The organism is Lysinibacillus sp. 54212 (assembly GCF_036662795.1).
GTDB lineage: Bacteria > Bacillota > Bacilli > Bacillales_A > Planococcaceae > Lysinibacillus_B.
In genome coordinates, this window is record NZ_JBAFWZ010000004.1 from 102,634 (window position 1) to 120,437 (window position 17,804).

General features: G+C 38.6%; 16 protein-coding genes and 1 other annotated feature. Of the genes, 5 read left to right on the forward strand and 11 right to left on the reverse strand.

Annotation, left to right across the window (positions count from 1 at the left end; all coding sequences use genetic code 11):
• Positions 1–2 precede the first annotated feature (2 nt).
• The 9 genes from V4T18_RS04290 to V4T18_RS04330 form a co-directional block, all read right to left on the reverse strand.
• Entirely contained in the window at positions 3–1,124 is a 1,122-nt protein-coding gene (locus V4T18_RS04290; protein WP_332646890.1) for a Nif3-like dinuclear metal center hexameric protein, read from the reverse strand.
• On the reverse strand, positions 1,121–1,816 hold the full coding sequence (locus V4T18_RS04295; RefSeq protein ID WP_332646892.1) for a tRNA (adenine(22)-N(1))-methyltransferase: 696 nt from the start codon (positions 1,814–1,816) through the stop codon (positions 1,121–1,123). Before V4T18_RS04295 ends, V4T18_RS04290 begins: the two co-directional genes overlap by 4 nt.
• Before the next feature lie 92 nt (positions 1,817–1,908).
• On the reverse strand, positions 1,909–2,247 hold the full coding sequence (locus tag V4T18_RS04300; RefSeq protein ID WP_332646893.1) for a c-type cytochrome: 339 nt from the start codon (positions 2,245–2,247) through the stop codon (positions 1,909–1,911).
• A 142-nt stretch (positions 2,248–2,389) separates the two neighbouring features.
• Complete coding sequence (locus V4T18_RS04305) at positions 2,390–3,532, reverse strand: acyl-CoA dehydrogenase family protein (RefSeq protein WP_332646894.1); 1,143 nt, start codon at positions 3,530–3,532, stop codon at positions 2,390–2,392.
• Between the two features lie 193 nt (positions 3,533–3,725).
• The gene (locus V4T18_RS04310) at positions 3,726–4,283 is read right to left on the reverse strand and encodes a hypothetical protein (RefSeq protein WP_332646896.1); all 558 of its coding nucleotides are present in this window, start codon (positions 4,281–4,283) and stop codon (positions 3,726–3,728) included.
• A 147-nt stretch (positions 4,284–4,430) separates the two neighbouring features.
• Positions 4,431–5,555 (reverse strand): RNA polymerase sigma factor RpoD, encoded by a 1,125-nt coding sequence (gene rpoD, locus V4T18_RS04315; RefSeq protein WP_332646898.1) that lies wholly within the window; start codon positions 5,553–5,555, stop codon positions 4,431–4,433.
• 33 nt (positions 5,556–5,588) lie between these two features.
• Complete coding sequence (gene dnaG, locus V4T18_RS04320; protein WP_332646900.1) at positions 5,589–7,415, reverse strand: DNA primase; 1,827 nt, start codon at positions 7,413–7,415, stop codon at positions 5,589–5,591.
• A gap of 228 nt (positions 7,416–7,643) precedes the next feature.
• Positions 7,644–8,462: a pyruvate, water dikinase regulatory protein gene (locus tag V4T18_RS04325; RefSeq protein ID WP_332646901.1), complete on the reverse strand. Its 819-nt coding sequence runs from the start codon at positions 8,460–8,462 to the stop codon at positions 7,644–7,646.
• 11 nt (positions 8,463–8,473) lie between these two features.
• Positions 8,474–9,112, reverse strand: coding sequence for a helix-turn-helix transcriptional regulator (locus tag V4T18_RS04330; protein WP_332646903.1), 639 nt, complete (start codon positions 9,110–9,112; stop codon positions 8,474–8,476).
• Positions 9,113–9,508: 396 nt separating this feature from the next.
• On the opposite strand from V4T18_RS04330, the gene V4T18_RS04335 reads away from it, so the two are divergent.
• From V4T18_RS04335 to V4T18_RS04355, 5 genes are all read left to right on the forward strand, one after another.
• A complete protein-coding gene (locus tag V4T18_RS04335) occupies positions 9,509–10,894 on the forward strand; it encodes a glycine--tRNA ligase (protein ID WP_332646904.1) in 1,386 nt (461 codons plus the stop codon).
• A 204-nt stretch (positions 10,895–11,098) separates the two neighbouring features.
• Complete coding sequence (locus V4T18_RS04340) at positions 11,099–12,433, forward strand: c-type cytochrome (protein WP_332646905.1); 1,335 nt, start codon at positions 11,099–11,101, stop codon at positions 12,431–12,433.
• Complete coding sequence (locus V4T18_RS04345) at positions 12,426–13,466, forward strand: cytochrome ubiquinol oxidase subunit I (RefSeq protein WP_332646907.1); 1,041 nt, start codon at positions 12,426–12,428, stop codon at positions 13,464–13,466. Before V4T18_RS04340 ends, V4T18_RS04345 begins: the two co-directional genes overlap by 8 nt.
• A gap of 74 nt (positions 13,467–13,540) precedes the next feature.
• Positions 13,541–13,778 (forward strand) — a binding site (T-box leader).
• Positions 13,779–13,851: 73 nt separating this feature from the next.
• Complete coding sequence (locus V4T18_RS04350) at positions 13,852–15,441, forward strand: 2-isopropylmalate synthase (RefSeq protein ID WP_332646909.1); 1,590 nt, start codon at positions 13,852–13,854, stop codon at positions 15,439–15,441.
• A gap of 139 nt (positions 15,442–15,580) precedes the next feature.
• A complete protein-coding gene (locus V4T18_RS04355) occupies positions 15,581–16,051 on the forward strand; it encodes a hypothetical protein (RefSeq protein WP_332646910.1) in 471 nt (156 codons plus the stop codon).
• Between the two features lie 217 nt (positions 16,052–16,268).
• Here V4T18_RS04355 and V4T18_RS04360 read toward each other — a convergent pair whose 3' ends face one another.
• Entirely contained in the window at positions 16,269–16,781 is a 513-nt protein-coding gene (locus V4T18_RS04360) for a hypothetical protein (RefSeq protein ID WP_332646912.1), read from the reverse strand.
• A gap of 216 nt (positions 16,782–16,997) precedes the next feature.
• Entirely contained in the window at positions 16,998–17,762 is a 765-nt protein-coding gene (gene recO / locus V4T18_RS04365; RefSeq protein WP_332646914.1) for a DNA repair protein RecO, read from the reverse strand.
• Positions 17,763–17,804 lie beyond the last annotated feature (42 nt).

A 17,804-nucleotide genomic window follows, 5' to 3' on the forward strand; every position in this document is an offset into this window, starting at 1 on the left:
CCTTAAATAAACTTAAATGGTTCTGTATTAATTGTTGATTCGATAAATATAACCGGTAGCTTTTTATTCTCACAAAGCGCCTTCATCTTTTGGGCTACCCCTTTAATCATCACTTTTTCAACATGATGACCTGGATCGATAATATTAAGACCGTTTATTTCTGCGTCTTGTGCCATATGGAAGCCGATATCCCCAGTAACAAATACGTCTGCTCCTGCAAATTTTGCAGTGCGAATATATTTGTTGCCATCACCGCCGACAACCGCTACCTTTTGAATCGTAGTGTGTAAGTCCCCTACTACTCGAACACATGGTACATCGAGTTGTACTTTAACAAACTGAGCAAATTCCTTTAGGCTCATCGGCTTTTCTAGCTCTCCAATACGACCAAGTCCTTGTTCATTTGTTTGCGTATCAAGTGTCCATACATCATACGCTGGCTCCTCATACGGGTGGGAGTTTAACATCGCCTTTAATATTTTATTTTTTATGCTCGCTGGAAAAACAACTTCTATCTTTTCTTCTTCTGCTACTTCAAGCTCATTGATATTACCAAGGAACGGGGTTGCACCGGCTAACGCACGGAAACGCCCCTCTCCATCTGTGGTAAAGCTACAGCTATCATAGTTACCAATTTGACCCGCACCAGCTTTTCCTAACGCTTCACGTAGCCCCTCACTATGTGTTTTCGGCACAAAAACAGCTAGCTTCATTAACTGCTCACTATACGTATGCTCTAACAACTTTCGATTTACAAGTTGAAGGGCATCTGCTAGTAAATCATTTACTCCACCCGGTGCAACATCTAAGTTTGTATGTGCCGCATAAACCGCAATGTCATGCTTAATTAGCTTCTCGAATAACTTACCTTGTGGATTATCAGTTCGTAAATGGGCTAGCTTAAAAAAAATAGGTGGATGATGGGCAATGATCAGCTCACAGCCCTTTTGAATGGCCTCTTCAACAACCGCATCCGTCACATCCAGTGTCACAAGTACTTTTGAAACAGATTTATTTAACGTACCTATCGCGAGTCCTATTGGGTCATTCGGCATACAGGCTAACTTTTTTGGAGACCAACTCTCAAAAATCTGGATTATTTCGTGTCCATTCGCTTTTTTCATGCTAGTGCCTCCTGTACTAATCGAATTAAATAAGTTAACTCAGCACGCTTCCCTTCGATTTCAGGGTTTGCTTCCGCGTTTTCAATGGATGCTAACACTCGTTGCCAGTTAGCAATTTCTTTAGTCCATTTTTCAACAAAAATAGCGGATCGTTCAGCAATTAAATGCTGCCCAAGAAGGATTTCGGCCCCTGTTAATTTCATTTCGCCGCGTTGCAATACAAGCACCTCATAAATTTTTTCATCTTCTTCTAAGATTACTTCATCCAAAATAGCCCAACCATTTCGCAGCGCCCATTCTCGAATGACCTTTGCATGAATATTAGGCTGTAGGATTAATCGTGTAACATTCGTTAAGCTTTCAGGATTCTTTTCTAAAATAGAAACGATTAAAGGACCACCCATACCAGCAATTGTCACCGTATCAACCTGATCCTCTAGCTTGACCGCTGCTAGCCCATCTGCCATTCTTACCGTTATTTGCTCTTGTAATCCTTCTGTTCGAACTTGGCGAAAGGCTGATTCATAAGGTCCTTTCACTACTTCACCAGCTATGGCATGACGAACAATCCCTTTGTGCACTAAATAACATGGTAAATAGGCATGATCACTTCCGATATCTGCTAGGATTGCGCCTGTCGGTACGAAAGATGCCACTGTTTCCAATCGCTTTGAAAGCTTTTTTGCGTTCATTTAATTACCTCACTTCTTCTTACGTGTCTACTCTATTATATAAAAAAAATGACAAAGTCCAACCTTTTGGACTTTGTCAGTTTTATTTATTATTATTCTAAAGTTGAAATGTACTCAGCGATCGCTTTTGCTTCTGCCTCGTTTTTCATATTAGGTGTCATTGGTGTACCTTCAATTCCATTTACAAGTACATCAACGATACGCTCTTGATCTAGCCCAACTAAAGTAGGTGCATTAGCTTGACCTTTTAAGTCACCACCGTGACAGCCGATACAAGTTTGTACTAATGCTGAGTTATCCTCTGCACCAGTTGAAGCTCCGCCTTCTGCCTCTTCTTTTTTGTTTCCAGCACCATCTAATGACATAAAGAAAATAAGTCCGATACCGAATGCCATAATTAGGATGTAAGGAATAACTGGATTGTTTTTCATCTGTATACCCTCCCTCATATAAAAGCTTCTTCTATTAAGATAGAATTATTTCAACAATCATTATTGTACTGCATTAATGAACAAACGGAAAGACCTAAAGCGTAACTTTTCCCTCTATTGTAACAAATTCGACATTTCTACGTCATGAATTCAAAATATATCGTGCAATGACCATTTTTTGTATCTCAGAAGTACCTTCACCAATTTCCAAAAGCTTTGCATCTCGTAAATATCTTTCGACCTCAAATTCCCTCATATAACCATAGCCACCGTGAATTTGAATGGCCTCATCACAAACTTCCATAGCCATTTCAGAGGCATAATATTTCGCCATAGCCGATTCTTTACCAAATGGTTTACCAGCATCCTTAAGCCATGCAGCCTTGTATACCATATTTCGAGCTATTTCTATTTTAACCGCCATATCAGCTAATTTAAACTGCGTTGCCTGAAAATCTGCAAGTGCTTTGCCAAATTGCTTTCGTTCCTTTGCATATTTTACTGATTTATCAAATGCAGCTTGTGCAATGCCAACCGCCATCGCAGCTATGCCGATTCGCCCACCATCAAGTGTTGTTAAAAATTGTTTAAAGCCATTGCCACGAGTGCCGAGTAAATTTTCTTCTGGTACTTCGACGTTATCTAGAATCAGCTCAGTTGTATTAGAGGCATTCAAGCCCATTTTTTCATAGTCAGCTTTAATCGTAAAGCCCTTAGCATCTGTTGGTACAATAATTGCACTAATTTCTTTTTTACCGTCTACTATGTCTGTGATGGCTGTAAGAGCTAAATGCTTTGCATAGCTAGCGTTTGTAATAAATACTTTAGCGCCATTAATCGTAAATTGTCCGTTTTGTAATTCTGCCTTCGTTTCTGTTCCGCCCGCATCCGAACCAGCATTCGGCTCAGTTAAGCCAAATGCCCCAAAAGATTCACCTGTACAAATTGGCACTAGATACTTTTGCTTTTGCACCTCTGTACCAAATAAATGAAGCGGTGCACCTCCTAATGAAATATGTGCTGAATACGTTATACCTGTTGAGGCACATGCACGACTTAAATGCTCTGTTACGATGGCAAAGCTTATTGTATCCGCATTCCCTCCTCCATATTCCTCTGAAAAAGGCAAACCCATCATACCCATTGCAGCAAGCTCTTTAAAAATTTCTAGCGGAAACTCCTTCGTCTTATCTCGTTCATACGCTCCAGGTGCAACAACCTCATCCGAGAATTCCTTTATCATTTTTTCAATCATCTTTTGTTCATCCGTTAACTCAAAGTACATCCTGATCACCCCTCTAGTAAAATGTACTGCTACATCCATTTTATAAGAATATTTACGCGATTAACAGAATATTTTTGCATTAAATAGAATAATAGCACAATTCCTAATTAGCGAAAGCTGGATTGTCGAGCTACAAGTACAAAGTAACCAGAAAAAGCTTCAAACCCTTCTATAATAGGTTTGAAGCCTTTTCTTATACATTCATCGATCCATAAATAATAATTGCTAAAATCCCTAATGCACCTGAAATAGTAAAATACGTAAGCTTTAACTTTAGACCTGATAGGAACCAAATAACACAATTAATAATGAGTGCACTGTATAAAACTAGATGATTCCCAGCGAAATATGTTAAACATAGCTTTACTGTTAGCCCTAATAGTAAGAGTGCTGCACATAGCTGTAAAATCGGTGCTAACAGCTTGTTTTTCTTAGCAAAATAAAATGCACCAATAAAGCAAGCAATGGTCATTAAACTAGCTGGAATTGCCGCAAGCCACACGATATCGACTGTATAAACAATTGCTAATAACACTATTGCAACTAGCGGTAATGCTATAAAGAAACCAATATTCTTTCTTTTTTCCTTCGCTTTTATAGATTGCCCTGGATCTCCTAACTCTTCTTCCTGTTCATTATTCCCCTCTGTATAAAGTGTCATTAAAAAATCACAGTAATGATCGGGCAGCATTTTATTCTTTTTCCAAAATAAAATCTCATTAACGATAATTTGCTTTCGTTGATTTGACATAGGCTTATCTCCATCAATGTATGTATAGTTATACCTATTTTAATAGATTTGCTATTTTTTACATATCCACTAAAAGTATCATCATTTACTAGTTTGATAAAAAACATAAAAAAGCACCTTGACATGCAAGGTGCTTTCATCTTTTGTTTATTCTAAGAAGTCTTTTAATCGTTTTGAACGAGATGGATGACGAAGCTTACGCAGAGCTTTCGCTTCAATTTGACGAATACGCTCACGCGTTACGCCAAATACCTTTCCTACCTCTTCTAACGTACGAGTACGTCCATCATCTAAGCCGAAACGAAGACGTAATACATTTTCTTCACGGTCTGTTAATGTATCAAGGACATCCTCTAACTGCTCTTTTAATAGCTCATATGCAGCATGATCTGACGGAGATTGTGCCTCAGAGTCCTCGATAAAGTCACCTAAATGCGAGTCATCCTCTTCCCCAATCGGCGTTTCTAAAGAAACCGGCTCTTGAGCAATTTTTAAGATTTCACGTACTTTTTCTGGCGTTAAATCCATTTCTTCTCCAATTTCCTCTGGAGAAGGCTCACGACCTAAATCCTGAAGTAATTGACGTTGTACACGGATTAGTTTATTAATTGTTTCGACCATATGAACTGGAATACGGATTGTACGTGCTTGGTCTGCAATTGCACGTGTAATCGCCTGACGAATCCACCATGTTGCATAAGTTGAGAATTTAAAGCCTTTACGGTGATCGAATTTTTCAACCGCTTTAATTAAGCCCATATTCCCTTCTTGGATTAAATCAAGGAATAGCATACCGCGCCCAACATAACGTTTTGCAATCGATACAACTAAACGTAAGTTAGCTTCTGCCAAACGTTTACGCGCTTCCTCGTCTCCTTGCTCAATACGTTCTGCTAAACGAATTTCTTCTTCGGCAGAAAGTAAGTCAACACGACCAATTTCCTTTAAGTACATACGAACTGGGTCATTAATTTTGACTCCTGGAGGAACGCTTAAATCATTTAAATCAAAAGCTTCTTCGCTCGCTTCTTGCTTCGATAAGGCTTCCTCTTCAAATTCTTCTTTTCCTTCAACTTGCACATCACTTTTTTCAATTTCATCTGCAAAATTGAAAACTTCTTCTGAATCTAAATCAAATGAAGCAAGCTTTTCAGAAATTTCTTTCATCGAAATTTCCCCTTCTTGCTTTGCTTTTGCCTTTAGCTGCGTTTTTACCTCATCTAAAGTAAGTTCATTAACCTTTTCATTCGAACGCTCTGACTTGTCCGCCATAAACCTTCCTCCTTATAAACAAACCGAATCGGATTACATTGCTGATAGCGTGCGTTTTAATTCCACTTCTTTCGCAAGTAGGTCGAGTGCTCGCTTATAATCAAACATTTTTTCCGCTTCATTTCTTTCATGAATTAAATTGTCTATTTCTATTTTTATTCGATGCTTTTTTATATGCTTTAAGCAGTCTATTATTTCCTGATCCCCATGGTCGGGATCTCGTTCAACTAATGCTGCTTCCATGACGATTTTACGGAGCTCCGAATCATCAAGTATTTCTAGGAATCGTTGATAATCAGAGGCTGTATATTCTTCATAAAAGCCGATAAGCTTCACAAACACTGCCTTATATTCATCACGGATGAATGGATTTGGATCGTCACTATTTATTATTTTATCCACTACATGTATGTTGTACAGCATATGTGATAACAATAAACGTTCTGCACGTTCGGTTGCAGTAAGGGATTTGCTGACCTTTACTACTTCTTGCAGCTGCCTTTCCGCCTTCTTCTCCGTACCCTTATATTGTTTAACATGTTCAGCTTCGAGTTTTCGATACTCCGACTCAATGGCTTCTTTTGTAATATTCGTCTCTTTAGCAAGCTGACTAATATACAAATCGCGTTCCACTGGTGAAGTTTTTCCAACTAAATGGATGAGCACCTCTTGAATATATTGCAATGTATCATTTTCGAATTGAAAATTTTTATTGCGTCGTGAGTACATCATCATAAATGCAATGTACGCATACGGTTTTTCAAGAATTTGCCCCGTAAAGCTCTCAGCACCATATCTTTTAATATAATCATCGGGATCAAGCTTGTCTGGCAAGACTGCTATTTCGACCTTTAATTTTTCTGCATGGAGCATTTCTGCGGCACGTTTTGCAGCTTCTATCCCAGCATTGTCCCCATCATAGCAAATCGTAATTTGCTCCACTAAGCGTTTGAGCTTTTGGACGTGCTGAGGTGTTAGCGACGTACCCATTGTTCCTACAGTATTATAAACACCAGCCTGATTAGCAGAAAGAACATCAGCAAAACCTTCCATTAACACGATTCTTCTTGTTTTTCGTATGGAGGCCCTAGCCTTATCTAAGTTGTATAATACTTGACTTTTATGGAATAACGGTGATTCAGGGCTATTTAAATATTTTGCTTCATCAGCCTCTTTATTTACAATTCGCCCTGAAAAGGCAATTACCTTCCCATTTTCATCACGTATTGGAAACATTATTCTCCCACGGAAGCGATCAAAATAAGAATTATCACTTTCTTTATGAATAATTAAGCCGCATTCTGCCATATCCTTAAGATTGAAGCCCTTACGTTCGAGCAAGATTGACAAGTTATCCCAGGCAGGTAAAGCCCAGCCAATTTTATGGGAATCAATGAGCTCTCGTGTAAAGCCACGATCCAGCAAATATTGTAGAGAAGGCTCTCCTTCTTCCGTGTTCACTAATAAATGATGATAAAATTCAACAGCAAACTCATGTGCTTCACGCATTTTTTGCTCTGTCGGCGAAATAACCTTTGAAGTGTGCGCATTTACTCCCGGTGTTACATCTATATGGACGCCAACACGCTCAGCTAGTTTCACGACTGCATCTGGAAACGGAATATTTTCCATATCCATAATAAAGGTTATTGCGTTTCCACCAGCACCACATCCGAAGCAATGGAAAATTTGTTTATCTTGAGACACAGAAAAAGAGGGGGTTTGCTCTCCATGAAATGGACACAATCCAAACCAGTTACGCCCTCTCTTTGTTAACTGCATATAGTCACTAATCACGTCGACTATATCAGACTGTGAACGAATCTGCTCAATTAATTGTTCAGGAATTTTCCCAGTCATTTTATCACCATCTTAATTTGCTACATAACACAATTCGAGAAAAAAAATAAAAACCCTTTAATTTTCGACAAAAATTTTATATTTTTTCGTACTTTCGCCTCTATGCCTATATTTTTACCACAATTTTATCATTATAAAACAAACATGAGCATATTTCCATACTTTTTTAAATAAAACAGCTAAAAAAAACCCCTCTTTTTTACCTATACTGAGGTGGCTTTCTTTTTTTTATAGTATTTTACCCTGTTCAATCGTTTCAATGATAAGATTTGCTGTCTCTTCTACAGCTTTATTAGTGACATTTATAACATCACAGCCAACTTTTTGGGCTATATCGTAGAAGTAAGCGATTTCCTCTTCAATACGAGCTTGTTGTGCATAGGCAGCCCCTTCAGTTAAACCTAGCGCTATTAATCGTTCCTTCCGAATATTATTTAAATGCTGTGGAGAAATAACTAGACCAAAGCATTTCTTCGGATCTACTAAAAATAATTCAGCAGGTGGGACAACTTCAGGTACTAAAGGAACATTGGCTACTTTATATCGTTTATGCGCTAAATATTGAGAGAGCGGAGTTTTTGAAGTTCGTGATACTCCAATTAGCACAATATCTGCTAATAAAATGCCACGCGGGTCTCGCCCATCATCATATTTTACTGCAAATTCAATTGCTTCGATTTTTTTGAAATAATAGTCATCTAATTGATGCACTAAGCCTGGTCGCTCGAGTGGTCTTTCATCCACCGAGCGTTCGATTAGTTCCATCATTGGACCTAGCAAATCTATTGCTGCAACGCCATTTTCCACACTCGTATTGTAAAGTGCCTTTCGTAGTTCCTTTTCCACAAGCGTATAGACGATAACAGCATGCTGTTTTTTGGCACCGTCCACAATTTCTTCAATATGCTCTATCGTATTTATATGAGGAAATCTGCGTAATATGACATTTTCAAAAGCAGGTCTAAATTGACTTACTACTGCCTTCACAACAAGCTCTCCAGTTTCACCGACCGAATCAGACACAACAAAGATACGTAAGTTCCGCAAGCGTATTCTCCTTATAAATCATGCGTTTCAGCTAATGAAATAAACGCCTTTGTAATATTTGTTTTCGTTAATCGACCGATAATTTCTAAGCCCTCTTCTGTTTCATGAACAACAGGAAGCGAATCAATTTCTCGTTCAATTAATTTATTTGCTGCTAATATGAGAGATTCATATTTAGTGCAATACGCAATATTCGGCATACGTGTCATAATAATATGTACCGGTATTTTATTTAAATCCTGAGATCCGATACTCGTACGAAGTAAATCTTTTCGAGAAAGCACACCTTGTAAAAACGAATCCTTGTCTACTACAAATAATGTACCAACATCCTCTAAAAACATATGACAAATGGCATCATAAACAGTCATATTTTCAGAGACAACTACTGGCATAGACTGAAAATCCTTTACCTTTAAATTCATCATAGACTCTGTTAGTGATACGACCGATTTTTTACCGGCATAAAAATACCCTACACGTGGTCTTGCGTCTAAAAAGCCCGCCATTGTTAAAATCGCTAAATCCGGTCTAAGAGTGGCTCGAGTCAAATTGAGTCGTTCAGCAATTTGTTCTCCAGTAATTGGGCCATTCTCTTTTACGATTTGTAAAATGGCGTCTTGACGTTTATTGAGTTCTATTGGACTCACCCGCCTCAAAAAATGTTATACTTATTCGGTAATTATTATATACTATTTCATTTCGGAATGCTAAGGTTTAAACTTAACCTTTTTGTATTGACACAAAGGGAGTTTTCATGCATATTAGCTTTATAAACAAATAGGCGATGAGCAGGAAATAAGTAACTTTTCGATATAGAAGCGAGTAGGGATGGTGAAAGCCTACAAGAGAAAAGCGAAACGGCACCTGTGAGCTAACGTATTGAAAGAGGTTTTTTAGTCTATCCTGTGGTTTTCAAGTTTGAAAACACACGATTAGCCTAAGGAGCAATCAGGGTGGAACCGCGGGTAAAAACTCGTCCCTGGGCTATAATCGCCCGGAGACGAGTTTTTTCTTTTCCGGGCAACTACAAGGAGGAAGTAATAATGGCAAAATCAATGGAAACAATCGTAAGTTTAGCAAAGCAACGTGGTTTCGTGTTTCCCGGCTCTGAAATTTACGGCGGTCTAGCAAACACTTGGGATTACGGTCCACTAGGTGTTGAATTAAAAAACAACGTAAAAAAAGCTTGGTGGCAAAAATTCGTTCAAGAATCAGAGCATAATGTCGGTCTTGACGCAGCAATTTTAATGAATCCACGTGCTTGGGTTGCATCTGGTCACGTTGGTAACTTCAACGACCCAATGATTGACTGTAAAGCATGTAAAGCACGTCACCGCGCAGATAAATTAATCGAGGATGCTTCCCTATCGAAAACAGGTAATGAAATTATCGTTGATGGTATGAGCTTCGATCAAATGAAAGCGAAAATGGAAGAATTAGAAGTGAATTGTCCTGATTGCGGTAAAACGGATTGGACAGATATTCGTCAGTTCAATTTAATGTTCAAAACACACCAAGGCGTGACTGAGTCTTCTTCAAATGAAATTTATTTACGCCCTGAAACAGCACAAGGTATTTTCGTCAACTTTAAAAACGTGCAACGTTCAATGCGTAAACGTACGCCATTCGGTATTGCACAGGTTGGTAAATCTTTCCGTAACGAAATTACGCCAGGTAACTTTACATTCCGTACGCGTGAATTCGAGCAAATGGAGCTTGAATTCTTCTGTAAACCAGGTGAAGACCTTGAGTGGCATGCATACTGGAAAAACTTCTGCAAAGACTGGTTATTAAACCTAGGTATGAAAGAGGATTCGATGCGTCTACGTGACCACGAGGATGACGAATTATCTCACTACTCTAACGCTACTACAGATATCGAATTCCGCTTCCCATTCGGCTGGGGCGAGCTATGGGGTATCGCTGACCGTACAGATTACGACTTAAAGCAGCATATGGAGCATTCAGGTGAAGACTTCACTTATATCGACCCTGTTACAAATGAGCGATATGTGCCATACTGTATCGAGCCTTCACTAGGTGCTGACCGTGTTACATTAGCATTCCTATGTGACGCTTATGATGAGGAAGAACTAGAAGGCGGCGATGTTCGTAATGTATTACGCTTCCACCCTGCTCTTGCACCATTTAAAGCAGCTGTTCTGCCTCTATCGAAAAAATTAGCAGAAGAAGCTGGCGACGTATGGGCTGACTTACGTAAAGCATTCCCAGTAGATTATGATGAATCACAATCTATCGGTAAACGCTACCGCCGTCAGGATGAAATCGGTACACCATTCTGTATCACATACGACTTCGATTCAAAAGAGGACAGCCAAGTAACAGTACGCCACCGTGATTCAATGGAACAAGTTCGTATGCCGATCTCTGACGTTAAAGCTTATATCGAAAAACATTTACAATTCTAAAAACAATACAGTATAACAATCAATGTCCCGGTGAGAAGCTATTAATTATGCTTTTCACCGGGATTCTTATTTGTCAAAAAAGCGTGAAATCTAAAGGACAAATTAGTGAACTCCTTAAATTTCACCTCCCTCTCAACCTTTCTTCAAATTTCCCTCAATATTTTCCTTTATGATGTAGGCATTCTAACAAAAGGAGGATATACAATGAATTTTCCGTCGATCGATTTTTCATGGTTTGGAAACGGAACTGTAATTGCCGTAATTGCGATTATTCACGTTATTATTAGCCACGGTGTAGCGATTGGTATGACCGTATTAACAGTATCTGCAGAGTACCGGGCAATGAAAAAGAACAACGAAAAATTAAATCTATTAGCAAAAAATATGGCGAAATGGGTTTTAATTATCACTACAACCGCCGGAGCAATGACAGGGGTTGGTATTTGGTTTTCAACTACCGTGCTACAGCCGGATTCAATAGGGTCCCTGTTACGCATTTTCTTCTGGGCATGGGTAGCAGAATGGATGGTGTTTATTACTGAAGTGGTTCTTCTTGTTATTTATTTCTATACATGGGATAAATGCAAAACGATCTCTCAGCGCAAAAAGCATATTAATTTAGGTATTTCGCTCGCAATTTTTTCATGGCTTACAATGGCCATTATTACCGGGGTACTCGCTGCAAAGCTAACACCTGGTGATTGGATCGCAACAAAATCATTTTGGGATGCATTTATTAACCCTACATATTTACCTTCTCTAGGCTTCCGAATGTTTTTAGCTGTCATTCTTGCCATTACAATTTTGTCATTCTTTATTCGATGGCGGGTAAAGGATACAGAGCTACGGTCCGAGATGTTAAATGTTTTTGCATTTTGGGGGGCTATTAGTTTACCTGGAACATTGATCACTGGCTTATGGTATTTAAAGAGCATACCAGAGCAAGCAACTGATATGATTGTAAAATCTACAGGTATGAGCATTACCCTCTTCAACGTAATGAACGGCATCGCATTTATTTTACTCGTTATCTTTTTATTTTGGATTACGATTAAGCCTAAAAAGCTACCATGGATTTTGTCAGCTAGCGTATGTATTACTACCATTTGCTTTATCGGTGAATTCGAGGTAGTCCGCGAATATGTACGTAAACCTTATATAATTTATGACTATATGTATGCTAATGGAATGCTATCGGAACGTGAGGATGAGATTAATGAGGAAGGCTATTTAGCAAATGCCACTTGGGCGAAGTATGATAATGTCGATGACTATACAACACCTGCTGAAGCTGGCCGAGATGTTTTTGTTGGGCAATGTATCGTTTGCCATACAGTCGATGGATGGCGTTCAAATAGAGCGATGTCCGATCGTTTAGTCGGTTGGGCTAAGGAGGATTTAAAGACATTCATTCCTTCAATGCACTTGGCTCGACCAGAAATGCCACCTTTTATGGGTACAGAAGAAGAGCTAGATGCACTTGCCCAATATTTAATCGAAGTAACGTCAAATGATAATGAGGTAGTTACGAATGAATAATTTTGTTCTAGCCTTCATTACAAACGACATCGCTTTACCTATACCAGCCAGTATTGGTCTATTAGAAGTATTAATTATTGTTACATTTATTTTGCATATTTTATTTGTTAACTTTACTATTTCGCTATCCTCTAGTGCTGTACTATTAGAAGTACTTGGAATAGTCAAGAAAAACAAGCATTATGATGAAATGGCGAGAATATCTTCTCTGCATGCATCGGTTCATAAAAGTATCGCTGTCGTACTCGGTGTTGGTCCGCTATTAATTATTAGCGTTATTTATACGCAATATTTTTACGCATCAACGATAATAATTGGAAAAGCATGGTTAAGTGTAATAGTTCTTTTGATAATAGCATTCTTATTACTATACCTATATAAATTCACCTGGGAGCGCTGGCAGCATAAAAAGGCGCTGCATCTTTCAATTGGTATACTCGGAAGTGCCATTCTATTATTTGTGCCACTTATATTTATTGTGAATGTTGTATCCATGCTTTATCCAGATCGCTGGGGAGATGCACAAGGCTTTTTCCATAGCCTCTTTCACTATCCACAAATTTGGCAACGATACTTCCATTTTATATTAGCCAGCTTAGCTTCTGGTGGATTTTATTTATTCGTGTATTTTTCATTTAAGAATCGTAAGCAAGCTATAGCAGCACAGGAGCATTCACTAAAAAAATTCGGCTTAAAAGCTTGTTTTTGGATAACATTAATGCAAATCGTATTCGGCTTTATTTTATTATTCTCATTCGAGAAGGATATTCGAATGCTATATTTGGGCGAGGATTTACTGCTTACCTCCCTACTGTTACTATCGATCTTACTGACCCTTATTCTTTGTGCAGCCTTATACATTGCGAGTGAAAAGGATAACCGAAAAGCCTTTACACTTTCCATCGTTACCTTTGTATTAATTCTTGCCGTTATGGGCTATATGCGACATGAGCTACGAGAAAACTATCTACAACCGTATATCGATGAAAACCCTAGAACCACAGAATTAGAGGCAAAAATAACTTCTGAATAATTTCGAACTGAAAGAATTTTCTAAAAAATAGTTGACATTCAAAAAAAGAATGTTTACACTTTCATTCAAGAGAACATTAAGCCTCGATTGGAAATAGTAAAAAGGCTGCGTGCTTAAAGAGAGCCGGTGGTAGGTGCAAACCGGTAGACGCGAATTTTGAACTCGTCCAGGAGCTACACCTTGAACTTTTAAGTAGAGGTTGTCGGTTGCCCCCGTTAAAGGGCTAGACAGTGATAGCTGTTGATAAGGGGAGCGCTGTAGCAATACGCGTTCAATGTAGAGTGGTACCGCGAGTTAAATCTCGTCTCTATGGAATTATTTTTCCATGGAGGCGAGATTTTTTTATGTAAAGGAAAAAAATACAAAAGAGAAGGAGTTTTGGAAAATGAGTAGAAAAATTTGGGTGTTTGATACAACGTTACGTGATGGCGAACAGGTGCCAGGAGCAAAATTAAATTTATACGAAAAAGTAGAGATCGCCCAGCAGCTCAAAAAGCTTGGTGTCGATATTATCGAGGCTGGCTTCCCTGCTTCTTCACAAGGTGATTTTAATGCTGTTAAAGCCGTAGCAGAAAAAGTAGGCAATACATCTGACATTATGATTACTGCATTAGCACGAGCAGTTAAGGCAGATATCGATAGTGTTTATCATGCAGTAAAGCATGCGCAAAATCCGATGATTCACATGGTACTTGGGACATCCGATATTCATGTAGAAAAAAAATTCAGTAAATCTAAAGATCAAATTCTTCAAATTGGCGTCGATGCTGTGAAATATGCAAAAACCCTACTTCCACAAGTTCAATATTCTACAGAGGATGCATCACGCTCTGATTTTGAATACCTTTGGAAAACGATAGAGGCCGTTATGAAGGCTGGCGCTACAATGATCAACGTGCCAGATACAGTTGGATACGCTGAGCCCGAGCAATGGGGCGAAATGATTGCAAAGCTAAACTACCGTATGAAAAACCTTGATGACTCCGTGCTGCTGTCTGTTCATTGTCATAACGACCTTGGAATGGCAACAGCCAATACACTAGCTGCTATTAAAAACGGCGCCGATAAAGTGGAATGTACAATTAATGGAATCGGGGAACGTGCCGGAAATGCAGCACTCGAGGAAGTCGTCATGGCCATGAAAACACGCGGCGATGTTTATAATGTATTTACAGATATTAATACGAAGGAAATTATGAACACCTCTCGCCTTGTTTCAAGCTTTATGGGTCTAGATGTTCAAGTAAACAAAGCCATTACAGGTGATAACGCCTTCGCTCACTCTTCTGGAATTCACCAGGATGGTTTATTAAAATCTCGTGAAGCTTATGAAATTGTTCACCCGGAAGATGTTGGGCTAGAGGATATGGAGCTTGTGCTAACAGCTCGTTCTGGGCGTCATGCGGTGAAAAACGCCCTATTAAAGCTTGGCTTTAAGGAGTTCACAGAGGATGAGTTTGAAGGGATTTTTGAAGGCTTCTTAAAGCTAGCTGACTCGAAAAAAGAAGTTTATAATCACGATTTATATGTCATTGTAGAAAGCTATTACGAAAAATCAGAGAAAAATAATCCGAATGGCGAAAGCTTCTCTGATCAATTTTATGATATTGATGACCTACAAATTATTTCGAACGCCTCCTTCCCTTCTGCTAGCGTGAAGATGCGTAAAGGCCAAGAGGTATTCAAAGCAAGTGCAGTCGGCTCAGGTCCAATTGATGCGTTATACTCAGCTATTGCCCATGTCACACAAATTCCTGTAAAGCTTGTTGAATATAATATTAACTCTGTTACAAGAGGTCAGGAAGCGCTAGGAAAAGTAAAAATTACTGTCGAGCATGAAGGTGAAAAATATATAGCAAAGGCAGCTGATACTGATATTCTAAAAGCGTCTGCCCTAGCTTATATTAATGCGATCAATAGCATCATCGTTGCTGGGCTTCAACCAAAACAAGAGAAAAAAATTGCCACGGTATAACCCTTTTAAGCTTGTTTCGCAAGAGCGAAATGAGCTTTTTTCAGAAATCACGATGAACTTTATGAACAATATGAACAAAATTAACTTTCTTTCCGTTATAATCAACTTAAGGGGATTATTTACTTCAGGAGGGGATGTTATGTTGTTTAGAATTAAAGAGGTAGAGATTAAAAAAGAGATAGATTCATACGAAAAAATAAAGGAAATTGTTACTGCTATATTGTTGCATGAGCTTCCGGAGCATAGTTCAAGGCACCATCTACTTTATACTGCAAATACAAAATTAGAGGAAATTCGCAATGCCAGAGACTATCATCGAAAGCATACAGAATTAACCTCTCAACTTGGACAATTTCATCAAAGAGCTTATGATCACGCGCTACGTGAATCCAATCAACTGTATACATTCATTCGTGCGTATATGCACTTAAGCAGTGAGCAGGATCGAGAACATTACAACCATACGTTCCGATTTTACAAAGAAAAAATTTCACGTTGCTATGAGCAATACAAGGAAAAAAACAACCACCTACAAAATGAAAAGCTCGAAGCACAATTTTGGGAAGCATTAAAACAAGATGTGTTACCGATGCTCTCGCAATTTGAATAATTAAAAAAGCTTATACGGTGTAGTGAAGTTTTCACTACACCCTTCTATTGAAAGAGATTGAATTTCTCTTCGGTCCGTACGCTTTCTCTGAGAAATCGCCGGTACTCCGATACAATCAACACTGCTCCTAGGTTGACTCCGCACTTCTTATACATTCCATTAATTATGGATAGGTCTATTCACTTGTAATAATTTTCCCCTTTATTCTTATACGATCCTATTCATGCAAGAAGGTTTGCTCTTTGCTTTCTTTGTTATATAAATCTATACTTTCTCTCACACTTTTTCTCAAACCTTCATCCCACCATTCAACCGTCATATAAATATTAGTTACATCGTTTAATGTAATGAAGTCTCCATTTTTATCTAAATATGATTCACCTTCAATTGCTCCTGTTGTTTGTTTTGCTATATCAATTTCTGCACCAGCTACCGAACCAGAATGTACTATTGTATCTTCACCATTAATAACTGCGTAGGTTCTAAATTGAAAAGAGTCTCCAATATATTCATTTGCATTTTTCATATTTAAAGTTCCATTTCCAGCTTTAAAGTGATCAGATGTTATCAATACTTCATATCCAGTTAAACTCCAAGATTCACTTTCTCCCATCAATGACAAATAGTAATGATTTATAACTGACTTCTCATTACTGTTGCATCCAGTAAGTACAAGAATAAATAATGCTAAACTAAATAATTGACTGAACCTTATTTTTCTTGTAATCACAATGTCCCCCCTACACTTTCATTTCCTTGCATAAATATACCATATTTTACCTATCTAGAACTATTCTTTTAAATACTTCAAGATTAAAATCGAATTTTGCCAATCACAAGCTAGCATGTTCTTCGTCATTTCAAATATAAATGATTTTAATAAATATTCTATTTACGAAATATTTAAAAAAGCAGCTCAATCAAGAGAGCTACTTTTAATAAGAAATTATGCTGTTGGTGGCTTTAGCTGAGGGGTGCGTTCTAGCTGTTCAATAAAGGAGCGTGATTTTAATCGAATGCCGGTTTGTTCCTCGTAAATGGTTGTGACGATTTTTTTTATAAAGCCCTTCGTTTGTGACTTGAGCTCTAGCTTCCCTACTTGGTCAATCCCTACCGTATAAAACATACGAATCAATTTCAGCTGTGTCGGTGATAATCGAATAATGTACGGATCTAAATGGAAGCATCGATGACAAAGAAAGCCGCCCTGTGTAAAGGAAAAGGCAAATTCGCCATCCACTGCCGCGCACGATGCACAAGCATGTAAAATCGGCTGCACCCCCGTATACGGGAGCATTTTCCAATCAACAAATAGCGCAATCGCTTCTGGATCATAGCCTTCATCGATAGCAGTCAACGCCTGGTGCAATACCTCATAAGCAAATGGTTCAGGATTACCCTCTTCAACTAAACGATCCACAAGCTCCACAATATAGCTTGCATAGGCCGTTGCCAGTATATCGGTCTGCACATGGCGCATCGAATTAAAATGCTCGCCCTGCTGTAAAGTGCCCATACCTGATGTTCGTTGCACTAAAAAGGAGCCATGCATAAAAGGCTGTGTTACCCCTGCTAAACGGCTCGTTGGCTTTTTCGCTCCTCTAGCCATCACTGCCACTTTACCAGCCTCGCGCGTCATTAAAGTCACAATTTTATTCGATTCCCCGTACGCACGTGCCTTAAGCACAATTCCTTCCCATTTATGAAGCATAGTCACCCGTCCTTCTATCTTTACTATCGTTCTATTATACAT